We start from the raw sequence: 25,737 nt of genomic DNA, 5'->3' as shown, positions 1-25,737 counted from the left end.
CACGGCCGCAAGGCGCTGATCCTGCCGTGCCTGGGGCGCACGGAGAAGGACGTCCAGGTGACCGGCGTGCAATCGGTGTCCGTGGAGGACTCGATGAGCATGGTGCACCTGTCGCGCGGCATGAAGCGCCCCGCCTCCACCCACCTGCTGTCCGAGCCCGCGATCATCGCCGGCATCGCCCGCGCCACCCTGCCGGACGGACCCACACCGTGGCAGGAGTACGTCGACGACTACGACCGCATCCGCGACGTCATGCAGCGTGCGCTGGACGGTTTCGAGGACTTCAACCGCCGGGTCCGCGGCCCGCACGGGTTCCGCCTGCGGCAGCCCGCCCGTGAGCGGATCTTCCTGACGCCTTCCGGGCGTGCCGAGTTCTCGCTCGCGCCGCTGGCGGACCCGACGCCTGGCGAAGGGCTGCTGACGCTGGCCACCGTACGGTCGCACGACCAGTGGAACACCACGATCTACTCCGCCGACGACCGCTACCGGGGCGTGCGCAATCTGCGCACGCTGGTGTTCCTCAACCCCGCGGACATGCGCGAACGTGGCCTGTCGGCGATGGACCGCGTGGACATCACGAGCGTCGCCAAGGACGGCGGCCGCCGCACGGTGCACGGCTACCTCGCGGTCCCCTACGAAGTGCCGCCCGGCTGCGCGGTCGGGTACATGCCGGAGCTGAACGTCCTGTGCCCGCTGGGCGACTTCAGCGCGCAGAGCGACCAGCCGCTGATGAAGCACCTCGCCGTCGAAATCACCCCGTCGGCGGTCGACAGCGAGGCCTGACCATGAATGCCCTTGCGCCACGCAGGTGATCGTCTGCCGGCCCGGCCGCCGCGACCGCCCGGTTTCCCGCCGAACTTGTGGGTAACCTCGGCGAGCGTGGGCACCAGTGGTGCAGAGACGACCGACTCTTGGAGGCGAGGATGACCCAGGCAAGCGCGAAGTCCGAGCCCCTGGCCGTTCGTGCGGTGGACAAGTTGACCGTCGGGCTGGGCGCGTTGCTCTTCACCGAGTGCCTGGCGTGGCTGACATACGCCATGCTCGTCACGCCGGAACGCTTCGCCCTCGCACCGGACTTGGCCCAACCGCTCACCGGGCCGTTCCTGACCCCGCCGACCGCCGGCGACGTGTCGGCGGGCGTGGCGCTGTCGATGGTGGTCCTGAACTGGTGGGGCGGCTTCGGCGCGGTCAAGCGCTCGGTTGGCAGCAAGTCGGTCGGGTTCACGATGTGCGCCGTCGCGAACACCGCGCTGCTCGCGTGGTCGCTGGGCCTCGCGTTGACCGGGCACGGCCTGTGGCTGTTGGCCTTTGCCACGCTGCCGATCGTGGCACTCTCGGCCCTGATGCGCGCGGCCGTACGCCCTGCCCCGCCCCGCGTCATCTGACCGGCGTCATCTGACCGACCCGCGTCACCGGAGCGGCCTGCGTCGGCTGAGCGCCTGGCGTCGGCCGAACGCCTGACGTCGTCTGGACCCTTGATGTCGTCTGAACACTAGACGCCATCGGTCCATTTGGCCCCATATTCCTACTTGTTGTCACGTTGCGGTCACGACATGCGTTCCACAGGAGCACGGGTGGTACCGGTGCGATGCCGGACAAACAGCCCGGCGTGAGATCACCCAAGGAGGATCCTGTGGACGCGTTCGAAACCCGCATCATCGCCGTCGTCGCCGACGAGCTGGGCATCCCCGAGGCGGAGGTGACCGAGCGGTCGCAGTTCGCCGACGACTTCGGGATGGACACGTTCGCGGTGGCCGGTCTGGCCCTGCGCGTGAGCGAGGAGTTCGAGGTCGCGCTGTCGCACGACGACATCGAGGCCTTCGACACCGTCCGGGACCTGATCGACGCGGTCAGGGAGCTCGCCCCACAGGCCTCCTGACGACGGTTTCGCACAACGCCGGAACCGGTCCTGCGGTCCGGTCGCCGCGGCAGCACGGCGCGGCGACCGGATCACCGCAGGCAGGCCCCAGCACACCAGCCACGCGGCTTCCCATGGCGGAGACGCGCCGCCCGCCGGGCACAAGGCCACCCGGTCGGCCGCCAGGCCCGCGAGCCCCCGGGCGGCCCCCGGCGTCGGCGTCCGCGTCGGCGTCGCGCGCCGTCCGGGGACGGGGCGCGTACCCGAGGTGTTCATCGAGGTGTTCATCGAGGTGACCGGACGAGGAGTCGACGGGATGCGCCTCCGGCGCGGATTCCCGCGCACACCCGATCACTTGTCACACCAATGCCGAGTTACGCGGACCAATGAGGCGGGCCCGGGGCCGGAAAAACTCCGCATCATTTTTGCGGTCGATTCGTTTCGACCGACACAACACACCGCGCACCGCCTTCCCGGCTGTCGAACCACGCCGGCCATCGTGCGCCTTTCGCTGCGCATTCCGCAGGATCGACGCGCCGGTGATCGAAATCTTTCGGAAGCAGCCGGGCCCGGATCGCCTGCCCGACACGCCAGTTGGCCGGATTGCGCAAATCCCCGGGACACGCCCGGAAACAAATGCGTTGACCTGCGTGAATCCCGAAGACGGTTGATATCACCGCCGTTGATTTGCTTTGGTCATGGGCATGTGCAAATCGCACCCCGAGGGTTCCCGGTCCGATTCATCGGGTCGGGATCCGCGCCTCATGAGGCCGCGGACCCAGCGAATGCCCGGACATCGCAAAGCAGATGACGTCCCGGCGCCCGACGCGGCAATGCCTTCGGGCTCGTGCCGCCGCATCGCCCCGCGGGAATTCCGGAAGGACTGCGCATGTCTCTCCGTCGTGTTCTCGGCAGCAACGCTCGTACAACGACCGGCCGTTCCCGGTGCGCCCGCGGCGCCGACGTCGTTCTCACCACCGTTCTCGTACTCGTCACGGTCGGCGTCACCACGGCCGGCTCGGCCGAGGCCGTGAGCGTCGCCACGTGGGACAAAGTCGCCAAGTGTGAAAGTGGCGGCAACTGGTCGATCAACACCGGTAACGGCTACTACGGCGGCCTGCAATTCAAGCTGAGCACGTGGCGGGCACACGGCGGCAAGGGCATGCCGCACCACGCCTCGAAGTCGGAGCAGATCCGCATCGCCGAGAAGGTGCTCGCCAGCCAGGGACCCGGCGCGTGGCCGGTCTGCGGCCGGCGCGCGGGTCTGCGCTGAGCGTTACGCGCACAAGCCGTTCGTACGCGGCCCGTCCGGCGCCGCAGCGTCCGCCCTCAGGGAGCGGTCCACCGCAAGGGCGGGATGTAGCGCGGGAATCCGCGGATCACCAGCCGGGCCTGCAGTGCCTCCAACGCCTCGTCGTACAGCGCGTCGGTCACCCCCAGGGCGAACGCCCGCTGCAGCACCGCGAACGGGTCCGCGGCCGGCACCGGCCACCCGCCGCAGGTGCGGATCGCCGCGTCCACCGCCATCTCCATCAACACCGCGCGGTTCCCGCCGAGTCCGGCGGGAACCGCGGCCGATGCGGACGGCCCGTCCGTGCGACAGTCACGGCAAAGGGAACCGTGCACGCAGCCCTCATCCATGCGTTCTCCCGAGCACCTCGGCGGGCACCGGCGTACGACCTTTGGCCGCTACTGCCCGCTGCCACCAACTCCACACCGGACGGTTCGTCCGTACCCGGCGACGCGCCGGGAAGGATGGCCGGAAACGAGCCGGCACACCTCCCGGGCCTCCGGCGACCACGTCACCCAGGGCACTGCGCCCTTTCCCGGCAGAGGAGTTGCCCGGCGCGACAACCAACACGTCGGTCGACGCACCGGGAAATCCTGGCTCCGCACCGTCGATTCGCCGTCCGGTTCAGCTCCCTCAGCTCCCGCGCAGGCCGTCCCTGACACGGTCGACCATGCCCGCGAACGGCCCCACGGTCCATTGCGCGGCGGTCGATCCGGCGCTGCCCGGATGCGGGTGAGTGGGGGCGACCTTCTCCGCGGCGCGCACCCGGACACCCATCGTGCGGCGTTCCTCCGCGGAATATCCGTCATGGAGAGCCGGGAACTCCTGACGCTCCTCACGGTCCGCGTGTGCCTTGACCGCCGCCTCGAATTCGGCGAACTTCGCGTCGAAGGCGGAAGTGTTCACGTCGATGCCCTCCAGTTCGGCCAACACCTTCGCGGCCTGTTTCTCCTCGCGATTTCGGGCATCGGTTTCCCGCGACCCGGCCACTTTCTTCGCGGCGGGACGTACGACCATTTCCTCCGCGGCCTCGTGGACCGCGAGGACACAACGCAGTTCGTCGAACGCATTCTGCTTCGCCGTCCGGTCTCCGTGCCGCTTAACCTCGGCGAACAGTTCCTCGATTCGGGCGTGCTGGTGCATCAATATGCCCACCACATCGTCGTCGTGGAGCCTCGCGGCCTGGGCGCGGTTCATGGCGGAGTTCGACACAGGTTCTGCCTCCTCATGTGCCGGATCGAGCGCGGGGCCTTCCCGCGGAGGCGCCGCTACCCGGTGAGCCCGGAGTGACCCGTGCGATTTGACCGTCCCGTCCGGCGGAGGGGCGCGGACTCGGATTCGGTCCCGGACTCGGCCTCGGGATCGGCCTGGGGATCGGCCGCGGGTTCGGCGGCCGGCGGCTGTACGAGGAACACCGAGGCCAGCGTCCCCGCCACCGCCGCGACCACGATCGTGATGACGACCCGGTTCAGGACCAGGTCGCCCGGGGTCGCCGCGCCGCCCATGAGCAGCGCGCCGGGCGTGGTCCAGAACACCGTCTTGCGGTACACCGCAAGCCCCTTCAGGGACCACGCGACGCTGAACACGATGCACACCACCGCAACCAGCAGCGTGACCTGTTTCGGCACCGTGACCAGCAGGACGAACGACGCCACCCCGCCCGCGACCGTGGCCACCACCCGGTCCACCGCCTTACGCGGCCCCTGCCCCGGCGTCGGCACGAACACGACGCACAGCGTCAGCATCACCCACATCCCGTGGATGAGGTGGAACCCGAAGGACACCCAGGTGGCCACCGCGCAGCACGCGGCCATCAGCAGGCTGTGCCGCAGCGCGGTGCGCCGGTCCACGGGCGACCGGGGCAGGTGCAGCTTGGCCGGTTTGATCATCAGCACCGCGAACGCCACCCCCGCCGCCGCGGCCAGGCCCACCGCGAGCAGTGGCTTGTCGGACGCGGCGCCGCCGCTGCCCGCCTGCACGAACGCGGCCATCGGCAGGTAGGAGGCGGCGCCCGCGGTACGGCGGTTCGCGACGTACAGGCACAGCCCCGCGGCCGAGACGACGGCCACCGACCAGCCCGTGTGCCCGGCGGCGAGCAGTCCGCCCACCGTGGCCGCGACCGTCGCCGCGGCCAGCACGACGCAGTCCGGCCACAGCGGCAGGGCGGGCACCGCGGTCACGGACACGATCACCGCGAACAGCAGGGCGACCGCCGGGAGTGTCCCGGCAACCGCGTACGCCGCGGCCGCCGCACCCAGGATCGGTGCGAGGATCACGAGCACCGACTTGGTCTGCTTCCACGGCGGCAGCACCGCGCCGAAACGGTCCGGCACGTCCCGGACGCCCCGCATCACAGCTCCCCGCCGGCGGTACGACAGCCGGAGTTCTCGCGGGTCATGCCCGGGCGGGCTCCAGGTAGCTGTTGCGTCCGTCGTGACCGTCGGCGTCCGCCTCGTCGAACCAGTGGCCACCGTGCGCGAGGTACCGGAAATGCAGCCGCTCGTTCGCGGGCACGGCCACGGTCACCGCGCGGGTGCCGTCCGTGCGTACGAGGAGTTCGTGGGCGCCGGGTGTCCAGTCGTTGAAGTCGCCGACCACGCTCACCGCCGGGCATGCCGGGTCGGGCGGGAGGATGAACGTGACACGGGTCGTGTCCTTGCGGCGAGTGCGCTCCAGCACGTCGGGCTCCTCGGTTTCGGCTTCGATGCGCCCGCTACCGGACGTCGACGCCGATGCGGGCTCACCCGCCATCGTGGAACCCGATATGTCCCGGAAGCTGCGGTTCGCCGCCGCCGCGCTGACGCTTTCACCCACCCAGCCCCACGCCACGGCCGAGGAACCTCCCCCGCCGCGCAGAGGTCGGCGAGGCACGAGCGGCAATCGCCGTCATGGCCGGGTCAGCCGGAGAGTTCCGATCCCTCGTCGCTGTTGTGGGCGACCACCCGCAGGCGGGCGAACTCGTCGGCCAGGGTGTCCACCGTGAAATGGGCGTTGAGGCCGCTCGGGTTGGGGAGCACCCACACGCCTGTGTTCCCCAGCGTCGTGTCCTGGCGCCCCAGCGCGGCCTTGGGGTCTCCGAACGCAACGCGGTACGCGCCGATCCCGACCACCGCCAGCCAACGCGGCCGGTACTGCTCGACCTTCGCGCGCAGGGCCTTCCCTCCCGTGCGGTACTCGTCGGCGGTCAGCTCGGCCGCGCCGGCGGTCGCCCGCTCGACCACGTTGGTGATGCCCAGCCCCAGGCCGAGAAGCTCGTCCTGCTCGTCCGGCCGCAACAGCCGCGGTGTGAAGCCCGACCGGTGCAACGCGGGCCAGAAGCGGTTGCCGGGCCGGGCGAAGTGGTGCCCTGTCGCCGCCGACATCAGGCCGGGGTTGATTCCGCAGAACAACACGTCGAGGCCTGGGCCGATGACGTCCGGGATGGTCCGCCCGGCGGTGGCGGCGAGTTCTTCGCGGGTATAGCGCTTGGTCACGCAACCAGTCTCCCCGACGGCTCGCCGGGTTCATGTGTCGGTAGGGCGCCAACGAGGTGCCCACGGCGAACTCGATGTCCCTGCGTGCGGGGCGGCGAACTCCCTTTGGGGCTGGGGCAGTGCGGCCCGGGCGGCGGATCGGTGACTGGGGTCGGCGGCAGGGCTCAGGGGTGGCGTTCGGCGGTGGGTTCGGCCGTACGGGTGAATGGTCTTGTCGGGCGCGCGATCCAACCATCAGGATGGCAAGCGGAACCTTCCGCCGAGCCCCTCAACTCGCGGACGCCGCAGCGTGGTTGCGGCGTCTCGCTCCGCTTGTCTCCCTCTGCTTGTCTCCCTCTGCTTGTCTCCCTGTGCCTCTTCCGCCTCCTGGGTTTTCATCCCGCGTGCTTCCTCCCTGCCTGCCTTCCCGCCTGCCTGCCCTTTCTGCCTCACCGAATCCGGGCGCGGCGTCGCCCGCGTCTCCGCGGCGCGAGCCGTGTGCCCGTGCCGAGGAGTGACCGCAATGACCGACGACGAATTCGACCTGGACATCCGCCTCGGAGGTAAGACCCCCGACGGCGGCGCGTGGGGCATGACCATCGGGGGCACGCAGGGCGCGACGTGCAGCACCACGTGCGTGACGTGCAATACGTGTCCCAGCTACTGCACGCGCAACACGGAGTGCAACCAGAACACTTGCAACACGTGCGCGCAGACGTGTCCGAACACATGCCAGACGTGCCAGACCAAGTGCAACCAGAACACCTGCCAGCCTTCGTGCGGCTACACCTGCTATGGGACCTGCAGTTGCGAGACCAACTGCGGCACGTGCGGCGGGCCGGTGTGCGGCACGGTGTCGAAGAAGTGCGACGACACCCAGGCCTGCGCCGCTCCGGACGAGGACGAGACCGAGGACCACACGTGACCGCCACCACGCAGCAGGCGGGCTGGGTCCGCGCGTTGTCGGCCGAGACGGCGGCCGACGCCTTGGCAGCCGCCCGGGACGTCGCGAACCGGCTCCGCGATCCAGAGGCCCCCAAGGCAGCCACGACTGCCGCGCTGGAGCAGAGCAAGTACCCGGAGTACATCCGCTGGGCGCCGCACGATCTGGCCCAGGGCGACATCGGACTGGCCGTGCTGTTCGGCCAGTTGGACGCATGCTTCCCGGGCTCCGGGTGGGACGCCGAGGCGCACCGGTGCCTGGCCTCCGGAGCCCGGGCCACGGAGTGGATCCCGCATCTGCCGCCCGGGCTGTTCGGCGGACTCGGCGGCGTCGCGTTCGCCGCCCGGATGCTCTCGCGCGAAGGCACTCGCTACCGGCGGCTGCTGGCCGAACTGGATCGCGGGCTGCTGCCGCAGGCCGAACGGGGGGCCGAGCATCTGCGGCACGCGACAGGCTGTTCGGTCGGGGCGTTCGATGTGATCTCCGGCCTCTCCGGGACCGGCGCCTACCTGCTTCTGGGGCAGAAGGATCCCGCGGTGCAGAGCACGTTGCGCAAGGTCCTCGGCGCTCTGGTGGCCTTGTGCGGGGAGCAGGCCGGCGTACCCAACTGGCATACGCCGTATGAGTCCATGGGCCCCGGCAACGTCATGGCGTGGAGCTTTCCGAACGGCAACCTCAACTGCGGCCTCGCACACGGCGTCCCCGGCCCCCTCGCGCTGCTGTCCCTGGCCATGGCCGAGGGCGTCGTCGTCCCTGGGCAGCGGGAGGCGGTCGCGCACGTGGCGCGGTGGCTGACCGACCACCGGGCCGACGACGAGTGGGGCGTGAACTGGCCCTCGGCCGTCGCGCTGCCGGACGAGGCCGGGACCGTGCAGCCGCCGGAGCCGGCGCGCAACGCGTGGTGCTACGGGTCGCCCGGGGTGGCGCGTGCCCTGTGGCTCGCCGGATCGGCGCTGGGGGACGACGAGTTGCGCGGCCTCGCCGTGGAGGCGATGGCCGCCACGTACCGGCGTCCGGTGCCGAGGCGATCGATCGACGGGCCGAACCTGTGCCACGGCGTCGCGGGGCTCCTCCAAGTCACGCTGCGGTTCGCCGCGGACACCGGGGACCCGGTGTTCACGCGCGCCGCCGAAGACCTGACCGGACAACTGCTCGGCATGTACGACCGGGACTCCCTGCTGGGATTCCGCGACATCGAACCCGAGGGGCAGCTTGTGGACCAGCCCGGACTGCTGAGCGGCGCACCCGGCGTCGCGCTGGCGCTGCTCGCGGCGGGTGCGGACGTGCCGCCCGCCTGGGACCGGCTCTTCCTGCTGTCATGAGCCGCCGCCCCCTGTACCGGCCGCTCGACTGGCTGATGGTGCGCGCGCCGCTGCGACCGATCGAGGCGTACCTCGCACTGGCCGATGCGCCGCCTGACGATCTGCCGTACGACGACCCCTGGGTGCGCCGCGCACTGGAGGTGGGCGGCGGCGATCTCGCCCGGGCCCTCGCCCACCCGCCGACCGGTGCGGCCGCGCGGGCGAGGCTTGCGCGCAAGCTGCTGCGCTACCTGATCCGGATGTCCACGCGGCCCACGCCGTACGGCCTCTTCGCGGGCGTCGCGCTCGCGTCCTGGGGCGACACGACCGACCTCGCGCTCGCCTCCGAGCCTCCCCGGCCGCGTACGCGACCGGACATGGGCTGGCTGATGTCGGTGGTCGCCGCGGCGGAGCAACGGCCCGAAGTGCGCGCCGGACTGCGGTGGTACGCCAACCCCGCCGCCTGCGTGCACGACGGCCGGGTCTTCCTGAGCGAGGCGGCGTCCCTCGACGGCACGGAGGGCCAACCGGTCTCCCTGCGCGCCACGGCACCTGTGCTGCGCCTGCTCGAACTCGCGCGCACGCCGACACCCCACCGCAAGCTCGTCGACGCGCTGGTGGCGGCGGGCGCGCCGGAGGCCAAGGCCGTACGCCTCATGGATCAGCTGTGGGAGCACACCGTGCTCCTCACGGATCTGCGCCCGCCGCTGACCATCGCAAGTCCGGCGGCACACGTGGCAGAGCGGCTGCGCCGCGTCCCCGCCGCGCGGGCCGACGCGGACGCACTGTACGGTCTGCTGTCCGCGATGGCCGACTGGGACCGCCAGGTTGCGGCACCGGCAACCGGGACCCAAGGCGAGCAGGTTGCCACGCGGGACAGCTCCGGATACGCCGAACTCGCCACAGGCGCCCACGCCCTGCACCCCGCCGACGGCGCCCAGGTCCCCTTGCAGACCGACATGGCCCTCCCCCTTGCGGGAAGCCGGGTCAACCGCGCCGTGGCCATGGAGGCGGCGCACGCGGCCGAACTCCTCATGCGGCTTTCGCCGGCGCCCGATGCCCCCGCCGCGATCGAGGGCTACCGCCGCGCGTTCGAGGCCAAGTACGGCGACGAACAGGAAGTGCCGATCCTCGCGCTTCTCGACCCGGTCACGGGCCTCGGCCCGCCCAACCACGGGCCGGGCGGCTCCGGCGCCCAGAACGAGGAGCGCCACCACTTTCTGCGTTCTCTCGCCCTGGACGCGATCAGGGACGGCCGCACCGTCGTCGACCTCGACGAGGCGGCGTTGCGCAAGCTGGAGACCTGGCCGGTGTCCGGGGCATCCGCCCCCGCCTCCCTCGACATCGCCGTGTTCGTCGTGGCCCGCTCCGCGCAGGCCCTGGACGCCGGTGACTTCCAGCTTGTCGTGGGCCCCAACCTCGGGGGTCAGTCCGCCGGACGCAACCTCGGGCGCTTCGCCGACCTCCTGGGGCCACCGGCCGAAGAGGCACTGCGCTCGGTCGCCGACGGCGAAGCGGCGGTACGCCCCGGCCGGTTGACGGCCGAGATCGTCTACCTCCCGCGCCGCACCCGGTCGGCGAACGTGGTGATCCGCCCGATGGTCCGCGACGGCGAGATCGTCCTGGGCACCACGCCCGAGAGCACCCGAACGATCCCGCTGGACGAGTTGGTCGTGGGCCTCGACGACGACGGCCGCTTCAGGGTGCGCTGGCCGGCCCGCGACCTCGAAGTGGTGCCGTGCACCGGCCACATGCTGACCACCACGCAGGCACCTTCCGCCATCAGACTGCTCGACGACATCTCCCGCGACCGGCAGCCCCAGCTCGGCGCGGCGCCTTGGGCGTCCGTCGCCGATCTCCCCTTCCTCCCCCGCGTCCAGTCCGGTCGCGTGGTCCTGTCCCCTGCCATGTGGACCCTCGGCTCCGACGTACGACCGGACACGCTTGCCGCCTGGCGGAAGCGGTGGCTGGTCCCCCGGCACGTCTACCTCGCGTCCGGCGACAACCGGCTGCTGCTGGACCTGGCGGACCCGCGGCAGGCAGGGCAGTTGCACGCCGAGATCGACAAACGGCCGAACGGCGGACGCGTGTTCCTCCAGGAGGCGCTGCCGGGTCCCGAGCACGCCTGGCTGCCGGGGCCGCAGGGCCGCTACGTCAGCGAGTTCGTGGTGCCGGTGGTGCTGGACGCCGCGCACGCCGCACCGGTACGCCCGTCTCAGCGGCGGTCACGCGTGGTCCGCACCTCCTCGCCGCTGCCCGAGGAGGTGTTGCGGCCGCCGGGCAGCGACTGGCTGTACGCCAAGCTCTACCACCCGCCCCGCCTCGGCGACCACCTCGTCGCCGGACCGGTCCGCGACCTCTGCCGCGACATGACCGAACGCGGTTGGGCGGAGCGCTGGTTCTTCCTGCGCTACCACGACTCGTCCCCGCATCTGCGGCTGAGACTGCACGGCGACCCGCGTACGCTCTCCGCCAAAGTGCTGCCGGAGCTTCTGGCCTGGGCCAACTCGCTGACCGGCGAGGGCCTTTGCGAGCGCTTCGCCGTCGACACCTACGAGCGAGAGATCGAACGGTACGGCGGCCCGCTCGCCATGCCGTGGGCGGAATCGCTCTTCGCCGCCGACAGCCACGCCGTGGCCGAACTCCTCGCGCTCCTGCGCGACACCGGCACCGGCTCCGGCTCCGGCTCCGGGGTCGACACGGATGCCGCGACCGAGGCCGACGGCAAGGAGGCGGACAGCGGCCGCCTCGACCGGACACTCCTCGCCGTCCGCAGCGTCGACGAACTCCTCGCCGGCCTCGGCTTCGACGAGTCCGCCCGCGCCCGCTGGTGCCGGGACCGGATCGATCGGGCCGGCCGATCCCAGCAACGGGCCGTGGGGCTGCGATACCGCCGCCACGCCGCCGACCTGCGCAGGCTTCTGGCCGACGACGACTGGCTCGCCGATCGTCGCGGCGGGCCGCAGGCGCTGGCGGTCCTGGCCACGCTCCGGCGGGAAGCCGCCGCGGCGGCTGCGGCGTTTGCCGACCTCCGCGGTCGCGGGGAGCTGTGGCAGCCGATGGACCGACTCGCGGGGAGCTTCGTCCATATGCACTGCAATCGCTTGCTGGTGTCGGGCCGGGACGAGGAGATCCAGGTCATCGGCCTGCTGCAACGTGCCAGGGCCGGCCTTCTCCACGCGCCCCGGCCAGCCGGATCCCAGCGGTCTGACACACGCACAGCGCCCGAACCGCCCGGACCGCCCGCACCGCCCGCGATCCGTCGGTCCGAGAACCCGATCCCGAGCCCTGCCGACGACCCGCGACTCGCCGAGGGCAATTGCGTGGACGCGGCGGCCCGGCCCCTCTAGCGTCGGGTCCGTATGTCCGGCACCACCCATCTCGCGGGGAGAACATGAGCAATCCGTCCGACGGCACCCACGCGCAATCGTCCCCGGTCACCCTCGTGACGGGCGGCACCAGCGGCATCGGGGAGGCCGCCGTGCGCGGGCTGCTCGCCGCCGGGCACCGCGTCGCGCTGACCGGCCGCAACGAGAAGAAGTTGGCCGCGGCCGTGGAGCGCTTCGACGCGGGCGACCGGGTGCTCGCGCTGCCCGGCGACGCGTCGGACTGGGACGCGGTACGCACCGCGGTCGAGGAGACCGTGGCCACGTTCGGACGGCTCGACAACGCCGTGGCCAACGCGGGCTTCTCCACGGCGGGCACCGTCGAGTCGGGCGATCCCGCCGAATGGCACGACATGGTGCTGACGAACGTGCTCGGCCCGAGCCTGCTCATCAAGGCGTCGCTGCCCGCGCTGCGGGCGACGCGGGGGCGCATCGTGCTGGTCGGCAGCGTCGCGGGCTTCAAGAACACGCCGGGCAATCTGTACTCGGCGACGAAGTGGGCCGTGACCGCGCTCGCCGAGAACACGCGCATGCTGGTGACCAAGGACGGCATCGGCGTGACGCTGATCGCGCCGGGCCGGGTGCTGACGCCCTTCTGGGACGACCGCCCGGACGGCGCCAACGCGGGTCCGATGCTGACGTCGGAGCACATCGGGGACACCATCGTGTGGGCGGTGTCGCAGCCGGAAGGCGTGGACGTCAACACCGTGGTGGTCCGCCCGCAGGGCCAGGCCAACTGACCGAGCCAGTCGGGCGTCACCGGGACGCGGACCGATCTCGCCGGAACACGGACCGAAACGCGGTCTCGCCGGGCCGCGGACCGCATTGCCGTCTCGCCGAAACGCGGACCGCGTCGCTACCGGTGTGCCGCCCCGTCGTGGCCGACCGCGAACAGCCGCTCCTCGGCCCGGTCGAGAGCGACCCGTAGCGCGCCCAGCGAAATGCCGTCCGCGCCCAGCGCGGACAACTCCACGCGCGGCAACCGCAGGCAGAAACGGGCGAGTTCGCCGCGCAGCGGTTCCACGACGTCGTCCAGCCCGACCGCCCAGCCGCCCACCACGACGATCTCCGGGTCCAAGGTGAGCACCAGCGCCGTGATGTCGTGCACGAGCCGCTGGACGAAGCGGTCCATCGCCTCCTGCGCGACCGAGTCCCCGGTACGCGCCAGGCGGAACACCTCGGCGACCGCGGTCTCGTCCAGCGGCACCAGCGGCGTCCCGGTCGTCGACAGCAGGCTCTCGGGCGGTGCCTGGCGGCCCAGCAGATGCAGTGCGCCGATCTCCCCGGCCGCGCCGCCGAACCCGCGGTGCACGCGCCCGTCGATCAGCGACCCGGCACCGGGGCTGAGCCCCGCCAGCACGTAGACGACGTCGTCGGAGCCGACGGCGACGCCTTGCCAGCGCTCGCCGATGGCCGCGAGGTTGGCGTCGTTCTCGACGAGCACGGGGCAGCGCAGCGAGCGGCCCAGGCGTCCGGCGAGGTCCGTCCCGGTCCAGCCGGGCATCGCGGCGCTGAACGTGACGACGCCCTTGCGGTCCACGATGCCGGGGGTGCCGACCCCTGCGGCCCACAGCCGGTCGCGTGCGACGTGGGCGCGGCGCAGTAGTTCGGCGACCGCGGTACGCGCGCGGTCGAGGCGGTCCTCGGGGCCGAGGCCGTCGGCGGGCCGGCTGTGCCGGGCGACGACGGTGCCGGTCAGGTCGGCGAGGACGCAGCGTACGTCGTGGATGCCGATGTCCAGGCCCAGGACGTACCCGGCCTCGGCGTGGAAGCGCAGCCGTCGTGCCGGGCGGCCGCGGCGGCGTCCGGCGGCGGACGTGTCCGGTTCCGACTCGACGACCAGGTCCTCGTGCAGCAGGCCGTCCACCACGCCTTCGACGGTGGGCCGGGACAGGCCGGTGGCGTCCATGAGTTCGGTGACGGTCAGGTGCGCGCCGCCGCGCAGCGCGCGGAGTGTCGCGGCCGAGTTGATGCGCCGCAGCAGCGAGGAGTCCCCGCCGGTCAATCCCGCCACGGCGGCCGCTCCTTCCCGTTCCGCTCGTTCCGTTCGGTCCGCGTCGGCGGATGGTATCCGACCTGGCCGACGAGGTTCACGGTGCTGAGCGTCACGAGGCGATCACAAGCCGGTCACGAGGCGGAGCGGGCCCCGATCGGGGCGTCCTCGCCGAACGCGAGACGGCAGGTGTCGGCGCGGTACGTGGCGACGGCCAGGGCCGCGGTACGCCCGCCGGCGGTGTACGCGGTGGTGACCACGAGCACGGCGGTACCGGGCGGCCGCTCCAGCAGGCGGGCCTCCTCGGGTTCCGCGACGCCGACCTCGACCGACCGGGTGAGGCCTTCGAGCGTGTTGTTGCGCAGGTGGCGGAGCACGAGCGCGGCGCGGCGGTTGTCACCCAGCAGTTCGGGCACGCGCGGGACGACGGCGCGCGGGACGTACAGGCACTCGATGCCGACGGGCTGACGCATCGACAGCTGCCTGCGGCGCACGCGGTGGACCATCGCGCGCGGGCGCACTCCCAGTTGGGCGGCGAGGCGCCCGGGGACCGCGGCGGTGGTGCCGTCGACGAGGTCGCGGTCGCCGGGCTCGACGCCGGGCCAGCCCTCGTCGTGGGTGCCGATGGTGATGTCGACGCGCGGGCCGGCCACCACCGTCCCGGCGCCGCGGCGACGGTGCAGGCGGCCCTCGAGTTCGAGTTGTTCGAGGGCTTGGCGGAGGGTCGCGCGGGCCACGCCGAAGCGGGCCGAGAGGTCGCGCTCGTTGGGGAGCGTCTGGCCCGTGGTGAACTCCGATTCGATCGCCTGGACCAGCACCGTGCGCAGGTGCCAGTACTTCGGCTCGGCTGCCACCTCGACGGTCGCCGTCGTCGCCATGCCGCCCCCCTGGCGGGAATTATGCTTCCCGCTTTACTAAAGGTGCTTGGACTTATCTTCGGCGACAGTACGCAGGTCCAGACCAGTGGTCAAGGAGCCGCGATGCCAACCATATGGTTTGCCTGACGGCCCGTCACCAACGCCTGCGCGGACGCCTCACAGGTCGCGTACGAAGCACACGCGCGCCAGCCCCTCGCCGTCGTAGTTCGCCTTGGCGGCAACCCCGTCCACCTCGTGGTCGCCGTCCTCGATCCGGAATCCCATGCGCGTGTGGTACGCCACCGACGCGAGGTTGGCGGGGCCGGTGATGCAGCGCACGCGGGTGCGTCCGGCCTCCCGGGCCAGTGCGAAGAACCGCTCGTACAGCGCCGAGCCGATGCCCGCCCGCTTGTGCTCGGGGGCGACGCCGACAAAGTGGATGTACGCCTCGTCGGGCCGGTCCTGGGAGAGGAAGCCGATCAGGAACGCGGCGAGCGGCCCGCGGCCGCCCGGGTCCTCCGCACTCTCGACGACCAGGCTCGTGCCGGTGAAGTGCTGGAGGAACAGGCGCGGGACGAGCAGGCGCCGCTGCTGCGCCCCGGCCTCGCCGCCCAGGCCGCCCCACCAGTGCGTGAGTCCGTGCTGCACCCGTGCGAAGTCGTCCTCCACGGGGCGGCGGACGACGAAGCGGCCGTCGCCGATCGGTTCCGACGGCTCCGTGTGGTGCGCCCGGCCTGTGCTGCTCGTGGTCATGCTGTTCTCTCCTTGCTGCCTGTCGCGTGCGATCCTCGCTGCCCCGGACGTCCGCGGTCTGACGCCGGGGTGTCCTGATCATTACCGCTGGGAACACGCCCGACCAGCGCATATCCGTGGACGTGTCGGGTCGGTCGGGTAGGCAGGAGACATGACGACGCCTGATAACGCCGCTCTGGCCGCGGACATCGACGCCGCCCTGGCCCGCCTTTCCGACCCCGTGCGCGCCGCGGGCGCGAAGAAGTACCTGCGCAGCGAACTCACCCACTACGGAGTCGCGGTGCCGGATGTCCGGGCGGTCGTCGGGGCGCGGCGCAAGGCGCACCCGGACCTGACGCACACCGACATCGTCGCGGTGACCCGGGACCTGTGGGCGCCACCCGTGCACGAGTCGCGGCTCGCGGCGTGCCTGTGGCTGGAGGCGTACGCGGACCGGCTCGCCCTCGACGACACCGCGCTGCTGGCGGAACTGATCGGGGAATCGGGTACCTGGGCGCTCGTGGACGTGCTGGCGGGTTCGGTGGCCGGACGGCTGCTGCTGCGGGTTCCGCGGGCGGAGGCGGCCTACCGCGCGTGGGCGGCGCAGGACGAGATGTGGCTGCGGCGCTCCGGCGTGCTGGCGTTCCTGCTGCCGGTGCGGTCGGTCCAGGCGTACCCGCGGTGGTTCCCGGTGTTCGCCGAGGTGGCCGATCCGCTGCTGACGGACACCAGGTTCTTCGTGCGCAAGGCGATCGGGTGGGTGCTGCGGGAGGCGTCCAAGCACCATCCGGACGAGGTGGTGGCCTGGGTGGGCGCGCGGGTGGACCGGATCTCGGGGCTGACGTTGCGCGAGGGGCTGAAGCGCGTGCCGGAGGAGCAGAAAGCGGCGGTGCTGCTCGCGTACCGCGGCCCGGGTCCGCGCGACCGCGGCGATGGCGGCGATGGCGGCGATGGCGGCGATGGCGGCGATGGCGGCGATGGCGAGGTGAATGTGTCGCTGTGAAGTTCCCTATAGGTCCGGACGTGACGGGTCCGGACGTGAACACCCCAACACGGTGAAGAGGAGAGGAGCCCGCCATGGCGGTCGGCGTGACGGAGAAGGAACTGCGCGCGATGCTGCTCGCGCTGCCGGAGGCGGAGGAGGTCATGGTCGAGGCCTGGGGGCATCCGACGTACCGCGTGCGCGGCAAGATGTTCGCGTCGACCTCCGAGGGCTCGCCGAAGGTGTGCCTCAAGGCGACCAAGGAGACGCAGGCCGAGTTGCTCGCCGCGGATCCCGCGACGTTCACCTTCCCGGCGTACGTCGGCCGCCACGGCTGGGTCGACGTCGCCCTGGCCGGCGTCGACCGCGGCGAACTGGCCGAACTGGTCGCCGAGGCCTGGCGGTTGACCGCGCCGAAACGGCTCGTGAAGGCGTACGACGCGGAAAAGGCGTTGCCGGAGGAGTGACCCTGTCGTAGCTTCTCAAGGGCCCGAGCGTGGGCCCGAACTCGACCCCGAGTTCAAGCTTTGGTTCAAGCCCGGATTCAAGCCCGAGTTCGATTCCGAGCCCTGGCCCCACGCTCCCAGGACCTGAAGGAGAAGGCCGTTGCTCTTCTGAGGACGGAGACCCGCACCGCACCGGACACCCGTGTCGCGGTGGCGCGCGTTCTCGTCCTCGGCACGGAGCCGCCCTCCTGATCCCGGGCCTTCCTGCCTCCCCGGTCGATGTCCGCGTGCCCGCGGGTCTCCAGACGCCGCCCTGTCCGCGAGCGCCCCGGAGGCATCCACCATGTCAACCTTCACCGTGTCCATCGTCTGCACCGACCTCGGCTTCACGTGGCCGGACGGCGGCACGCTCTTCGACGACTTCCAGATGGCCGTGGGCCCGGGCCGGACCGGCCTCGTGGGCCTCAACGGCGCCGGGAAGTCCACGCTGCTGCGCCTGATGGCGGGCGACCTCGCCGCCACGCGCGGCACGGTGCGCGTCACGGGCGAACTCGGCTACCTGCCGCAGAACCTCACCCTCGACACCGACGCCCGCGTGGACGCCGTCCTCGGCATCTCCGGGCAGCGGGCCGCCCTGCACGCCATCGAGGCGGGCGACGTGGATCCCGCCCACTTCACCGCGGTCGGCGACGCCTGGGACGTGGAGGAGCGTGCGTTGGCCACACTCGACCGCCTCGGACTCGCACACCTCGACCTGGACCGTCCCACTGGGCGGCTGTCCGGCGGCGAGTCCGTGATGCTCGCTCTCGCGGGCCAGTTGATGCGCCGACCGGACGTGCTGCTGCTCGACGAGCCGACGAACAACCTCGACATCGTGGCGCGCGAGCGGCTGTACGAGGCGGTCGAGGCGTGGCCGGGCGTCCTCGTCGTGGTCAGCCACGACCGCCACCTGCTCGACCTCGTGGACCAGGTCGCCGACCTGCGCGACGGCGAAGTGCGCTGGTACGGAGGCACGTTCAGCGCGTACGAACAGGCGCTGGAGGTCGAGCAGGACGCCGCCGAGCGCATGGTGCGGGTGGCGGAGTCCGACGTACGCCGGCAGAAGCGCGAACTCGCCGAGGCGCACGACAAGCTCGCGCGCCGCAAGCGCTACGGCCAGAAGATGTGGGACAACAAGCGCGAGCCCAAGGTCATCATGGGTCAGCGCAAGCGCTCCGCCCAGGTCGCGGCCGGCAAGCACCGCACGATGCACACCGAGCGCCTGGCGGACGCCCGGGACCGGCTCACCGAGGCGGAGCGGTCGGTACGCGACGACGACGTGATCCGCGTCGACCTGCCGGCGACCGAAGTCCCGCAGGACCGCCAGGTCGTGGCCCTTCCGGGGATCGGGCTGCGGTTCGGGGCGGGGGTCAGGGCGGGAATGGCCGGGTCGGGAGCGGCCGAGTCGGGGGCGGCCGGGTCCGGGTCGGCCGGGTCGGGCGTCGGGCAACAGGCCGGGCCATGGGTCAAGTTCGACGTACGCGGGTCCGAGCGCATCGCGCTGGTCGGCCGCAACGGCTCCGGCAAGAGCACGTTGCTGCGGACGGTGGCGGGGCTGATCGAGCCGCGTACCGGCGAGGTCCGCAGGGATGTGCCGATGCGCTACCTGCCGCAGCGCCTCGACCTGTTGTTCGACGACCTGACGGTGGCGGAGAACGTCGGCCGGTTCGCGCCGGGCTCGACCGACAACGAGATCCGGGCGCGGTTGGCGCGCTTCCTGTTCAAGGGCCGCCGGGCGGACCAGCCGGCCGGCACGCTGTCCGGCGGGGAGCGCTTCCGGGCCACGCTGGCGGCGCTGATGCTGGCGGAACCGGCCCCGCAACTGCTGATGCTGGACGAGCCGACGAACAACCTCGACATGGCGAGCGTGCGGCAGTTGACCACGGCGCTGGAGTCGTACCGCGGGGCGCTGATCGTGGCGAGCCACGACGTGCCGTTCCTGCGCGGGCTGGGTGTGACGCGGTGGATGAACCTGGACGCGGACGGGCTGACGGAGGTGGACCCGATGTAGCGGATTGCTGCTCCGCGGGGGCGGCGAGGGTTGGGAGGGCTACGTACGCGCGGCTGCTCAGACGTCGGACACGGCGTCGCCGGACACGGCGTCGCCGCCGAACTGGCGGGCCAGGGCGGCGATGAGCAGCCGCGCGTGCGTCTGCCGGTCCTCGGGGTGCCGCCGGTCCTTCAGCTCCGCCGGGGTGGTGCCGGCCAGGGTGGCATGGCTCAGCGCGAGTCCCCGCAGGGTGTGGAAGAGGAAGCCCGTGTCGGGCGGCGCGGCGCAGTCGCCGGCCACCTGGTGTTCGAGGTCGACGAAGCGCTTCCGGATGCGCTCGTCGGTCTCGACGATGGTGGCCACCGCCTCGGCGGAGACGGCCGGATCGCGGGTCAGGTTCAACGAGATCTGGAGCCGGGCCAGGTATTCGGGGCGTCCGTAGTAGGAGTCGAGCAGTTCCCAGTACCGGGTCAGCCTCTCGGTGACGTGCTCGCCGCCGACGTCGGCCTGTTCGACCAGCTGCTCCAGCAGCGCGCCGCCGTCCCGGTGCGCGGCGACCATCAGCGCCTCACGAGTGCCGAAGTGGTGCTGGATCACCCCCCAGGAGACCCCGGCCCTGCGGGCGATCTCGTTGGAGCTGGCCCGGTAGAAGCCCTTGTCGAGGATGCAGCCGAGGGTGGCCTGAATGACGCGGGCCCTGGTGGTGTCGTGGTCGTGCCCGGCGGCCGGCGGCCTGCTTCGTTCCACGGTCGGCGGTGCTCCGTTCGTCGGCCTCACAGGTTCCAGATGCGGGTGGCGTTGCCCGACAGCATCAGTGCCCGCTCGTCGGCCGGCACGTCCGCGAACTGCTCCTCCACCAGCGCACGGGACCGCGGCCAACTGGACACCGGGTGAGGATAGTCGGTGGACCAGAGGATGTTCTCCACCCCGATGTCGTAGCGCAGTCTGGAGAGTGCCAGGGGCTCTTCGATGAACGTGATGTGGACCTGGCGCCGGAAGTAGTAGCTCGGCAGTTCCGGGAGGCCGAAGTCGTAGTCCTGTCGGGTGACCTGGTCGTCGACCGTGTGCAGCCACCACGGCACCCAGCCGAGCCCGGGTTCGACGAAGACGAGCTTGAGGTCCGGGAAGCGTGCGAGTACGCCGGCGCACACGAACATGCCGAACGCCTCGGCGGTCATCAGCGCGGTGACCGGCACCATGATGCCCTTCCCCTTGGTGGGGTCGCGGCGGGCGAGGTCGTCCAGGGCCGTGTTGAGCCCGATGTGCAGGCAGACGGGCAGCCCGAGGTCGCTGATCGCGGTCCAGAGCGGTACGTAGCGCTCGTCGTAGTAATCGGGCAGCCCCAACTCGGAGGGGTTGACCGGAAGTTGCAGGGACTTCGCACCGGCGGCGGCGACCCGCCGCACCTCCGCGACGGCGTGGTCGATGTCGTGGATCGGGATCTGGTACGACAGCACCAGGCGCGCCGGATCCGCGGCGGCGAACTCGGCCAGCGCGTCGTTGAAGGCCCGGGACGCGGCCCGCCAGCCGTCCTTCATCAGATACATGTACCGGAACCCGGACACCTCGCAGTACAGGACCTCGACGTCGACGCCGTCGATGTCCATGTCGGCGAGGCGGGCGTGCGGGTCGGCGTACCCGGGGCGGTTCGCCGAGGGGTACGAACGGTTTTCCAGCGACTGGGTGTTCGCCTGGGCCGCGCCCATAGAGCGGCGCATGTTCGCGGCCAGGACGCCGAGGGCCTGGTCGTACTCGTCGTGGACCGCGGCGGGCATGTGGGCCTTGATCTGCGCCTGCGACAGCCGTACGTGGGAGTCGGCGGAGATCAGCCGCTCGGGGGCGAGGGTCATGGCAGCTCCTCTTGGGTCTGCGGGTTTGGTGTGTTGGGTGGGTCAGGAGTCGGCGGCCAGGATGAGGCCGCTGGCTCCGGCGGATACGAGGACGTGCTCCACCCCCGCAACCTGGTTGGCCGCGCCGCCGCGAATCTGCCGGACCGCCTCGACGATGCTGTTCATGCCGTGGATGTAGCCCTCGCCCAGCAGGCCGCCGTGCGTGTTGACCGGCAGCTTCCCGCCCGGACCGAGGTGGCCGTCGCGGACGAAGTCCGCGGACTCGCCGCGTCCGCAGAAGCCCAGCGACTCCAGGAGCATGAACACGACAGGGCTGAAGTTCTCGTACAGCATGGCCGCCTGGATGTCGCCGGGGCCGAGGCCCGCGGCCGCCCACAGGCGCCGGGCGACCGACTCGGCCTCGGGGAACGCCGCGAGGTCGTCGTGGTAGTAGTTCGTCGTCGTCACCCCGCCGAACACATCGGCCTGCGCGGCGGCGGCGATCCGGGCGACCGGGCCGTCGCGCAGGTCGCGGGCGCGGTCGGCGCCGGTCACCACGAGCGCGACTCCCCCGTCGGACTCCTGGCAGCAGTCCAGGAGGCGGAGCACCGGCTCGACGATCCAGCGGGAGTTCTGGTGGTCGTCGTGGGTGATCGGACGGCCGTGGAACCAGGCGTGCGGGTTGGTCGCGGCGTACGCCCGGGCGGTGACCGTGTAGTGGCCGAGGTCGGCGTTCGACATGCCCCGCTCCAGCATCCAGCGGTGGTACCAGAGGCCGTACATCTGGGCGGGGGTGCGCAGTCCGTACGGCACATGCCAGTTCTCGCCGCCGGAGCGCACCGGGCCGGTCTGCACGCCGAAGCGTTTGCCCGAACGCTCGTTGAACGCCCGGTAGATCAGCACGTTGCGGCACAGGCCCGCGTGGATGGCGGCGGCCGCGTGCTGGACGGTCGCGGCGGCTCCGGCGCCGCCGTTCGGGGTACGCGACATCCAGCCGACCTCGCGGATCCCGAGGCTGTTCATGACCTCGTTCTCGCTGTTGGCGTCCAGCGTGAACGTCACGGTGCCGTCGATGTCGGCCGGGGTCAGCCCGGCATCCGCGATCGCGGCGCGCGACGCCTCGCAGGCGAGCCGGAGTTCGCTGCGCCCGGAGTCCTTGGAGAACTCGGTGTGGCCGATGCCGGCGATCGCGGCTCTGGGCGCGAAGCCGGGGGACTCGGTCATGCGGGTCGCCTCTCCGGTCGGGCCTGCGGGAGGGCGACGCCGTCGAGTGTGTCGGTGAACATCTCGACAGGCAGGTCCATGCGCAAGTCGTCCGGTCCGGCGTACCGGAGGTTGGTCACCAGGCGTGCGCCGCAAGTGAGTTCGACGAGCGCGACGACCTCCTGCTCGGGAAGAGCGGCCGGCGGGTGCCGTGGCAGGACCCAGCTGAGCAGTCGGCCGCGCGGCTCGGCGTCGAACACCTCGCGGTCGACGCCGCCGCACGACGGGCACATCGGACCGGGTGGCTGGAGTACGCGGCGGCACGTCGCGCAGCGGGCCAGGAACAGGCGGCCTTGTGCGACGCCGTCCCAGAAGAACGCGTCGTCCGGGCCGGGTTTCGGGGGCACGACCAGGGACAAGGTCCTCACCTCACGTCGTCGGTGGCCGCCCGGATTCGGGACGGTGGTCGGGGGCGGGAGTCGGGGGCGGGAGTCAGGAGCGGAAGTTCGGCCGGGTGCCGGTTGAGATGTCGGGTCGGCTGCGGGGCAGGTGTCGGCACGGGGGCAGGTGTCGGCGCGAGAGCTGGGTCAGGTGCCTGGGAGTACTGGCGTGCCGGGGTCCCAGGCGCGGACGACACCCGCCGCGACGAGTTCGTCGACCTCGTCCGCCGCGAAGCCGTAGTCCGCCAGCACCTTCCGCGAGTGCTCGCCGACGACAGGGGTCGGCCCGCGCAGTTCGCCGGGTGTGTCGCTGAACTCGACGCCCAGCCCGGTGGTCTCCAGCCGGCCGACGTACGGGTGGTCGAAGCGCGCGACCCAGCCGCGTTCGACCATCTCCAGGTCGTCGAACACCTCGAGCGAGTAGGTCTCCGAGCTGATCTCCGCCGGTACACCGGCTTCGTCGAGGTGCCGCAGCCATGTATCGGCCGGGTCCTGGGCGAAGGTGCGCTCCAGGAAGGCGGCGAGCTTCCCGTCGTCGGGGGGTGTGCGGGGGTCGTCCGTGGTGAGAGCCGCGACGGCGGCTTCGGTTTCGGCGTTGGCGTTGGCGTTGGCGTCGGCGTGGGCCGGATCAATGCCGTGGGGCCGTCGTGTGAGCACCTTGGCGAGCGCGGCGCGGTGGGCAGCGGTCACCGCGGCCAGGCACAGCCAGCGGTCGTCCGCGCAACGGTAGAGGCGGTAGAGGGCGCCGAGTCCGTAGTGGTCGGCGTCGAGGCGCGGGCGGTCCGGTTCGGTGCCGTCGGCGCGTACGTACGCTCCGGCCGCGGCGGAGGACAGCAACTGCGCGTAGACGATGGACGTGTCGACGCGGGCCCCCTCGCCGGTCCGGGCGCGGCGCGTGAGCGCCTGCATGATGCCGATCGCCGACAGGAACCCGTTGCCGGTGTCGCCGAAGTTCGTCCGGGACCAGATCGGGCGGCCGCCGTCGTCGACGCCGCCGTCCTCCCATTCGACGCCGGCCAGTGCCGCACCGGTCTGGTCGTTGCCAGGCAGTCCGGCGCGCGGGCCGGACTCCTCGAAGCCGCGGGTATGGCAATAGACCAGGTCCGGACGAATAGTGCGCAGTGCGTCTTCGTCGACGCCGAGGCGTACGGCCGCGTCGTAGCGCATGTTGTGCTGCACGACGTCGGCGTTCGCGACCATGCGGCGCAGGACGGCCAGGCCGCGCGGGTCCTTGAGGTTGAGTGCGAGGGACCTCTTGTTGCGGTTGGCCGTCATCGCGATGTGGTTGCACTGCCAGTAGCCGTCGTGCAGTGCGTTGATCTTGACGACGTCGGCGCCCATGTCGGCGAGCACCTGACAGCCGTACGGTCCGGCGATCGCGAGGCCGAGGTCCAGCACGCGTACGCCGGCGAGCGGCGCGGTGGGTTCGGGAGGGGGCGGGGTGGCGGTACGGGGCGGGGATGGGGTTGCGGTATGGGGCGATGGTGTTGCGGTACGGGGTGGGGTTGCGGTGGCTGCGGTGTGCGTGGCTCGGACGTGGCCGGCTTGGGCCAGGACCTGTTCGGTGTGCGTCCCGGGGCGCGGTGCGCCGGTGTGCGGACGGCCCTCGCTCCCGGTCACGGTGTAGGTGCGCCCCACCATCCGGATCGGGCCTTCGTCGGGATCCTCGACCTCCGCAACGCATCCGTCCTGGATCCACCACGGGTCGGAGAGTGCCGCATGTGGCGGGCGGACGATCTGGATCGGCGTGCCTTTGCGCGCCCCCGCCCGTTCCCATTCGGCGGCGGGGAACTTGGCGAACGCCGCGGCCATCAGCGGGTGGTAGTGGTGCAGGACGACGAGGTTCTCGGGCTCGGTGCCCAGCCGGTCCGGGTCGTCCCGGTGCCGTCCGCCGCCGGTCACTTGGTCGTCGGAGGCGTCGTCCAGGGAATCGAGTTCGCCCATCGCGATGATCCATGACGGGTTCGGCACCCAATTGTGCACCCAGGCCCCGTCCGCGCAGCGGAACACGCCCATCGGCGCGCGGCTGTCGAAGATCCAGGTCTGGAGGAACGGCCGGTCGGTGTGCTCCATACGCTGCCATCCGCCGATCACCGCGGCGAACACCCCTTGGCGCAGCGACGTTCGGACGTGTTGCCCGCGTCCGGTCCGCTCGCGGGCGTGCAGTGCGGCGTTGACGCCCACCGAGGCGAGGTAGAACGCCCCGATGCTGGGCAGCGGTACACCGGAGAACAACGGACCGTCGCGGTCCGGGCCTTCGATCACGCCGGCCGGGACCTCGATGCCCGCGAGTGGATCGGGCAGGCCTGCTTGGTGGTTGATCCCCCCGCCGGGGCGGCCGCGCTTCTCCCAGTGCAGCCCGGACCGGGCGGCGACCAGGGCGTCGTATCCGGGGCGGGCGGAGTCGCGGGTGCCCTCGCCGTACCCGGTGATCGAGCAGTGCACCAGCCGCGGGTTCAACTCCGCGAGCACGGCGTGGTCGAGGCCCAGGCGGCCGCGGGTCGCGGGTGAGTACGACTCGACGAGTACGTCGGCGTCTTGCGCGAGTGCGTACAGCGCCCCGCGGCCCGACGCGGTTTTGAGGTCCAGCACCGCACTGCGCTTTCCGCGGTTCCACACGCGGCGGCCGGGGAGGTCCGGCAGCGGGCCGCCGCCGGGCGCCTCGATGCGGGTGACGCTCGCGCCGTGGTCGGCGAGGAGCATCGCGGTCATGGGACCGGCCACGCCGTGGGATACGTCCAGCACCTTCAGGTCCGCGGGCACCATGCAGATCGCCTCCAGGCGGGAGTCGGTGCTTCGTCCGGCATGACGGACCATAGTGATTACTATGGGAAGAGTAAACAGGGGGTGGGGGTTGGGTGTTGGGGTGGGAGATGGGGTTGGTTCGGGGTTGGTCAGGTCTTGGTCGGGGTGGGCGCTTTTGTTTGAGTGCGGCCGTAGCACCCATTTTCGTGACTGCGCTCGTTCCTCGCTCCGTCACGAAAATGTGCACTCC

24 protein-coding genes are annotated in these 25,737 nt (G+C 71.7%); 11 read left to right on the top strand and 13 right to left on the bottom strand.

The window, feature by feature from the left end; translation table 11 throughout:
* The 4 genes from AB0C36_RS34885 to AB0C36_RS34870 form a co-directional block, all read left to right on the top strand.
* Positions 1 to 783, top strand: a 783-nt coding sequence (locus tag AB0C36_RS34885; RefSeq protein WP_358362301.1) for a molybdopterin dinucleotide binding domain-containing protein, incomplete at its 5' end; no start/stop codon positions are given.
* Between the two features lie 140 nt (positions 784 to 923).
* On the top strand, positions 924 to 1,385 hold the full coding sequence (locus tag AB0C36_RS34880; protein WP_358362300.1) for a hypothetical protein: 462 nt from the start codon (positions 924 to 926) through the stop codon (positions 1,383 to 1,385).
* Between the two features lie 248 nt (positions 1,386 to 1,633).
* Positions 1,634 to 1,879, top strand: coding sequence for an acyl carrier protein (locus AB0C36_RS34875; RefSeq protein ID WP_358362299.1), 246 nt, complete (start codon positions 1,634 to 1,636; stop codon positions 1,877 to 1,879).
* Between the two features lie 868 nt (positions 1,880 to 2,747).
* Positions 2,748 to 3,131, top strand: coding sequence for a transglycosylase family protein (locus AB0C36_RS34870; RefSeq protein WP_358362297.1), 384 nt, complete (start codon positions 2,748 to 2,750; stop codon positions 3,129 to 3,131).
* A 56-nt stretch (positions 3,132 to 3,187) separates the two neighbouring features.
* Here AB0C36_RS34870 and AB0C36_RS34865 read toward each other — a convergent pair whose 3' ends face one another.
* From AB0C36_RS34865 to mug, 5 genes are all read right to left on the bottom strand, one after another.
* Positions 3,188 to 3,397 (bottom strand): hypothetical protein, encoded by a 210-nt coding sequence (locus AB0C36_RS34865; RefSeq protein WP_358362296.1) that lies wholly within the window; start codon positions 3,395 to 3,397, stop codon positions 3,188 to 3,190.
* A 385-nt stretch (positions 3,398 to 3,782) separates the two neighbouring features.
* Positions 3,783 to 4,361 carry a hemerythrin domain-containing protein gene (locus AB0C36_RS34860; RefSeq protein WP_358362294.1) on the bottom strand — a complete coding sequence of 193 codons (579 nt, stop codon included), beginning with the start codon at positions 4,359 to 4,361 and terminating at the stop codon, positions 3,783 to 3,785.
* A 56-nt stretch (positions 4,362 to 4,417) separates the two neighbouring features.
* On the bottom strand, positions 4,418 to 5,500 hold the full coding sequence (locus AB0C36_RS34855) for an FUSC family protein (RefSeq protein WP_358362292.1): 1,083 nt from the start codon (positions 5,498 to 5,500) through the stop codon (positions 4,418 to 4,420).
* Positions 5,501 to 5,543: 43 nt separating this feature from the next.
* Complete coding sequence (locus tag AB0C36_RS34850; protein WP_358362290.1) at positions 5,544 to 5,978, bottom strand: isoamylase early set domain-containing protein; 435 nt, start codon at positions 5,976 to 5,978, stop codon at positions 5,544 to 5,546.
* A 68-nt stretch (positions 5,979 to 6,046) separates the two neighbouring features.
* Positions 6,047 to 6,622 (bottom strand): G/U mismatch-specific DNA glycosylase, encoded by a 576-nt coding sequence (gene mug, locus AB0C36_RS34845; protein ID WP_358362289.1) that lies wholly within the window; start codon positions 6,620 to 6,622, stop codon positions 6,047 to 6,049.
* Between the two features lie 502 nt (positions 6,623 to 7,124).
* Between mug and AB0C36_RS34840 the strand changes: the two genes are divergently transcribed.
* Genes AB0C36_RS34840 through AB0C36_RS34825 form a run of 4 tightly spaced genes read left to right on the top strand, consistent with a single transcriptional unit; the run spans position 7,125 to position 12,971 of the window.
* Positions 7,125 to 7,526: a hypothetical protein gene (locus AB0C36_RS34840; protein WP_358362287.1), complete on the top strand. Its 402-nt coding sequence runs from the start codon at positions 7,125 to 7,127 to the stop codon at positions 7,524 to 7,526.
* Positions 7,523 to 8,866 carry a lanthionine synthetase C family protein gene (locus tag AB0C36_RS34835; RefSeq protein WP_358362285.1) on the top strand — a complete coding sequence of 448 codons (1,344 nt, stop codon included), beginning with the start codon at positions 7,523 to 7,525 and terminating at the stop codon, positions 8,864 to 8,866. Before AB0C36_RS34840 ends, AB0C36_RS34835 begins: the two co-directional genes overlap by 4 nt.
* Positions 8,863 to 12,195, top strand: a complete 3,333-nt coding sequence (locus tag AB0C36_RS34830) for a lantibiotic dehydratase (protein ID WP_358362284.1) — start codon at positions 8,863 to 8,865, stop codon at positions 12,193 to 12,195. The genes AB0C36_RS34835 and AB0C36_RS34830 overlap by 4 nt, the downstream gene beginning before the upstream one ends.
* 44 nt (positions 12,196 to 12,239) lie before the next feature.
* A complete protein-coding gene (locus AB0C36_RS34825) occupies positions 12,240 to 12,971 on the top strand; it encodes an SDR family oxidoreductase (RefSeq protein ID WP_358362282.1) in 732 nt (243 codons plus the stop codon).
* Between the two features lie 116 nt (positions 12,972 to 13,087).
* On the opposite strand, the gene AB0C36_RS34820 is transcribed toward AB0C36_RS34825, so the two are convergent.
* The 3 genes from AB0C36_RS34820 to AB0C36_RS34810 form a co-directional block, all read right to left on the bottom strand.
* Complete coding sequence (locus AB0C36_RS34820; RefSeq protein ID WP_358362281.1) at positions 13,088 to 14,245, bottom strand: ROK family protein; 1,158 nt, start codon at positions 14,243 to 14,245, stop codon at positions 13,088 to 13,090.
* Between the two features lie 113 nt (positions 14,246 to 14,358).
* Positions 14,359 to 15,102 (bottom strand): GntR family transcriptional regulator, encoded by a 744-nt coding sequence (locus AB0C36_RS34815; protein WP_358362279.1) that lies wholly within the window; start codon positions 15,100 to 15,102, stop codon positions 14,359 to 14,361.
* Between the two features lie 156 nt (positions 15,103 to 15,258).
* Positions 15,259 to 15,834 carry a GNAT family N-acetyltransferase gene (locus AB0C36_RS34810; RefSeq protein ID WP_358362277.1) on the bottom strand — a complete coding sequence of 192 codons (576 nt, stop codon included), beginning with the start codon at positions 15,832 to 15,834 and terminating at the stop codon, positions 15,259 to 15,261.
* Positions 15,835 to 15,985: 151 nt separating this feature from the next.
* On the opposite strand from AB0C36_RS34810, the gene AB0C36_RS34805 reads away from it, so the two are divergent.
* The 3 genes from AB0C36_RS34805 to AB0C36_RS34795 all read left to right on the top strand — a co-directional run bounded on the left by AB0C36_RS34805 (position 15,986) and on the right by AB0C36_RS34795 (position 19,291).
* Positions 15,986 to 16,816: a DNA alkylation repair protein gene (locus tag AB0C36_RS34805; RefSeq protein ID WP_358362275.1), complete on the top strand. Its 831-nt coding sequence runs from the start codon at positions 15,986 to 15,988 to the stop codon at positions 16,814 to 16,816.
* A 74-nt stretch (positions 16,817 to 16,890) separates the two neighbouring features.
* A complete protein-coding gene (locus AB0C36_RS34800; RefSeq protein WP_358362273.1) occupies positions 16,891 to 17,262 on the top strand; it encodes an MmcQ/YjbR family DNA-binding protein in 372 nt (123 codons plus the stop codon).
* A gap of 322 nt (positions 17,263 to 17,584) precedes the next feature.
* Positions 17,585 to 19,291, top strand: a complete 1,707-nt coding sequence (locus AB0C36_RS34795; RefSeq protein WP_358362272.1) for an ABC-F family ATP-binding cassette domain-containing protein — start codon at positions 17,585 to 17,587, stop codon at positions 19,289 to 19,291.
* A 57-nt stretch (positions 19,292 to 19,348) separates the two neighbouring features.
* Here AB0C36_RS34795 and AB0C36_RS34790 read toward each other — a convergent pair whose 3' ends face one another.
* From AB0C36_RS34790 to AB0C36_RS34770, 5 genes are all read right to left on the bottom strand, one after another.
* A complete protein-coding gene (locus AB0C36_RS34790; RefSeq protein ID WP_358362270.1) occupies positions 19,349 to 20,017 on the bottom strand; it encodes a TetR/AcrR family transcriptional regulator in 669 nt (222 codons plus the stop codon).
* A 26-nt stretch (positions 20,018 to 20,043) separates the two neighbouring features.
* Positions 20,044 to 21,120: an amidohydrolase family protein gene (locus AB0C36_RS34785; protein ID WP_358362268.1), complete on the bottom strand. Its 1,077-nt coding sequence runs from the start codon at positions 21,118 to 21,120 to the stop codon at positions 20,044 to 20,046.
* A gap of 42 nt (positions 21,121 to 21,162) precedes the next feature.
* Positions 21,163 to 22,323, bottom strand: coding sequence for a thiolase C-terminal domain-containing protein (locus AB0C36_RS34780; protein WP_358362266.1), 1,161 nt, complete (start codon positions 22,321 to 22,323; stop codon positions 21,163 to 21,165).
* The gene (locus AB0C36_RS34775; RefSeq protein WP_358362264.1) at positions 22,320 to 22,721 is read right to left on the bottom strand and encodes a Zn-ribbon domain-containing OB-fold protein; all 402 of its coding nucleotides are present in this window, start codon (positions 22,719 to 22,721) and stop codon (positions 22,320 to 22,322) included. Before AB0C36_RS34775 ends, AB0C36_RS34780 begins: the two co-directional genes overlap by 4 nt.
* Positions 22,722 to 22,889: 168 nt before the next feature.
* The gene (locus tag AB0C36_RS34770; RefSeq protein WP_358362263.1) at positions 22,890 to 25,559 is read right to left on the bottom strand and encodes a CaiB/BaiF CoA transferase family protein; all 2,670 of its coding nucleotides are present in this window, start codon (positions 25,557 to 25,559) and stop codon (positions 22,890 to 22,892) included.
* Positions 25,560 to 25,737: the final 178 nt, after the last annotated feature.

The sequence above is a fragment of the Streptodolium elevatio genome, from assembly GCF_040649515.1.
Lineage (GTDB): Bacteria > Actinomycetota > Actinomycetes > Streptomycetales > Streptomycetaceae > Yinghuangia > Yinghuangia elevatio.
The sequence above is the reverse complement of the archived record's forward strand: the minus strand, read 5'-3'. Positions and strand labels throughout refer to the sequence as shown.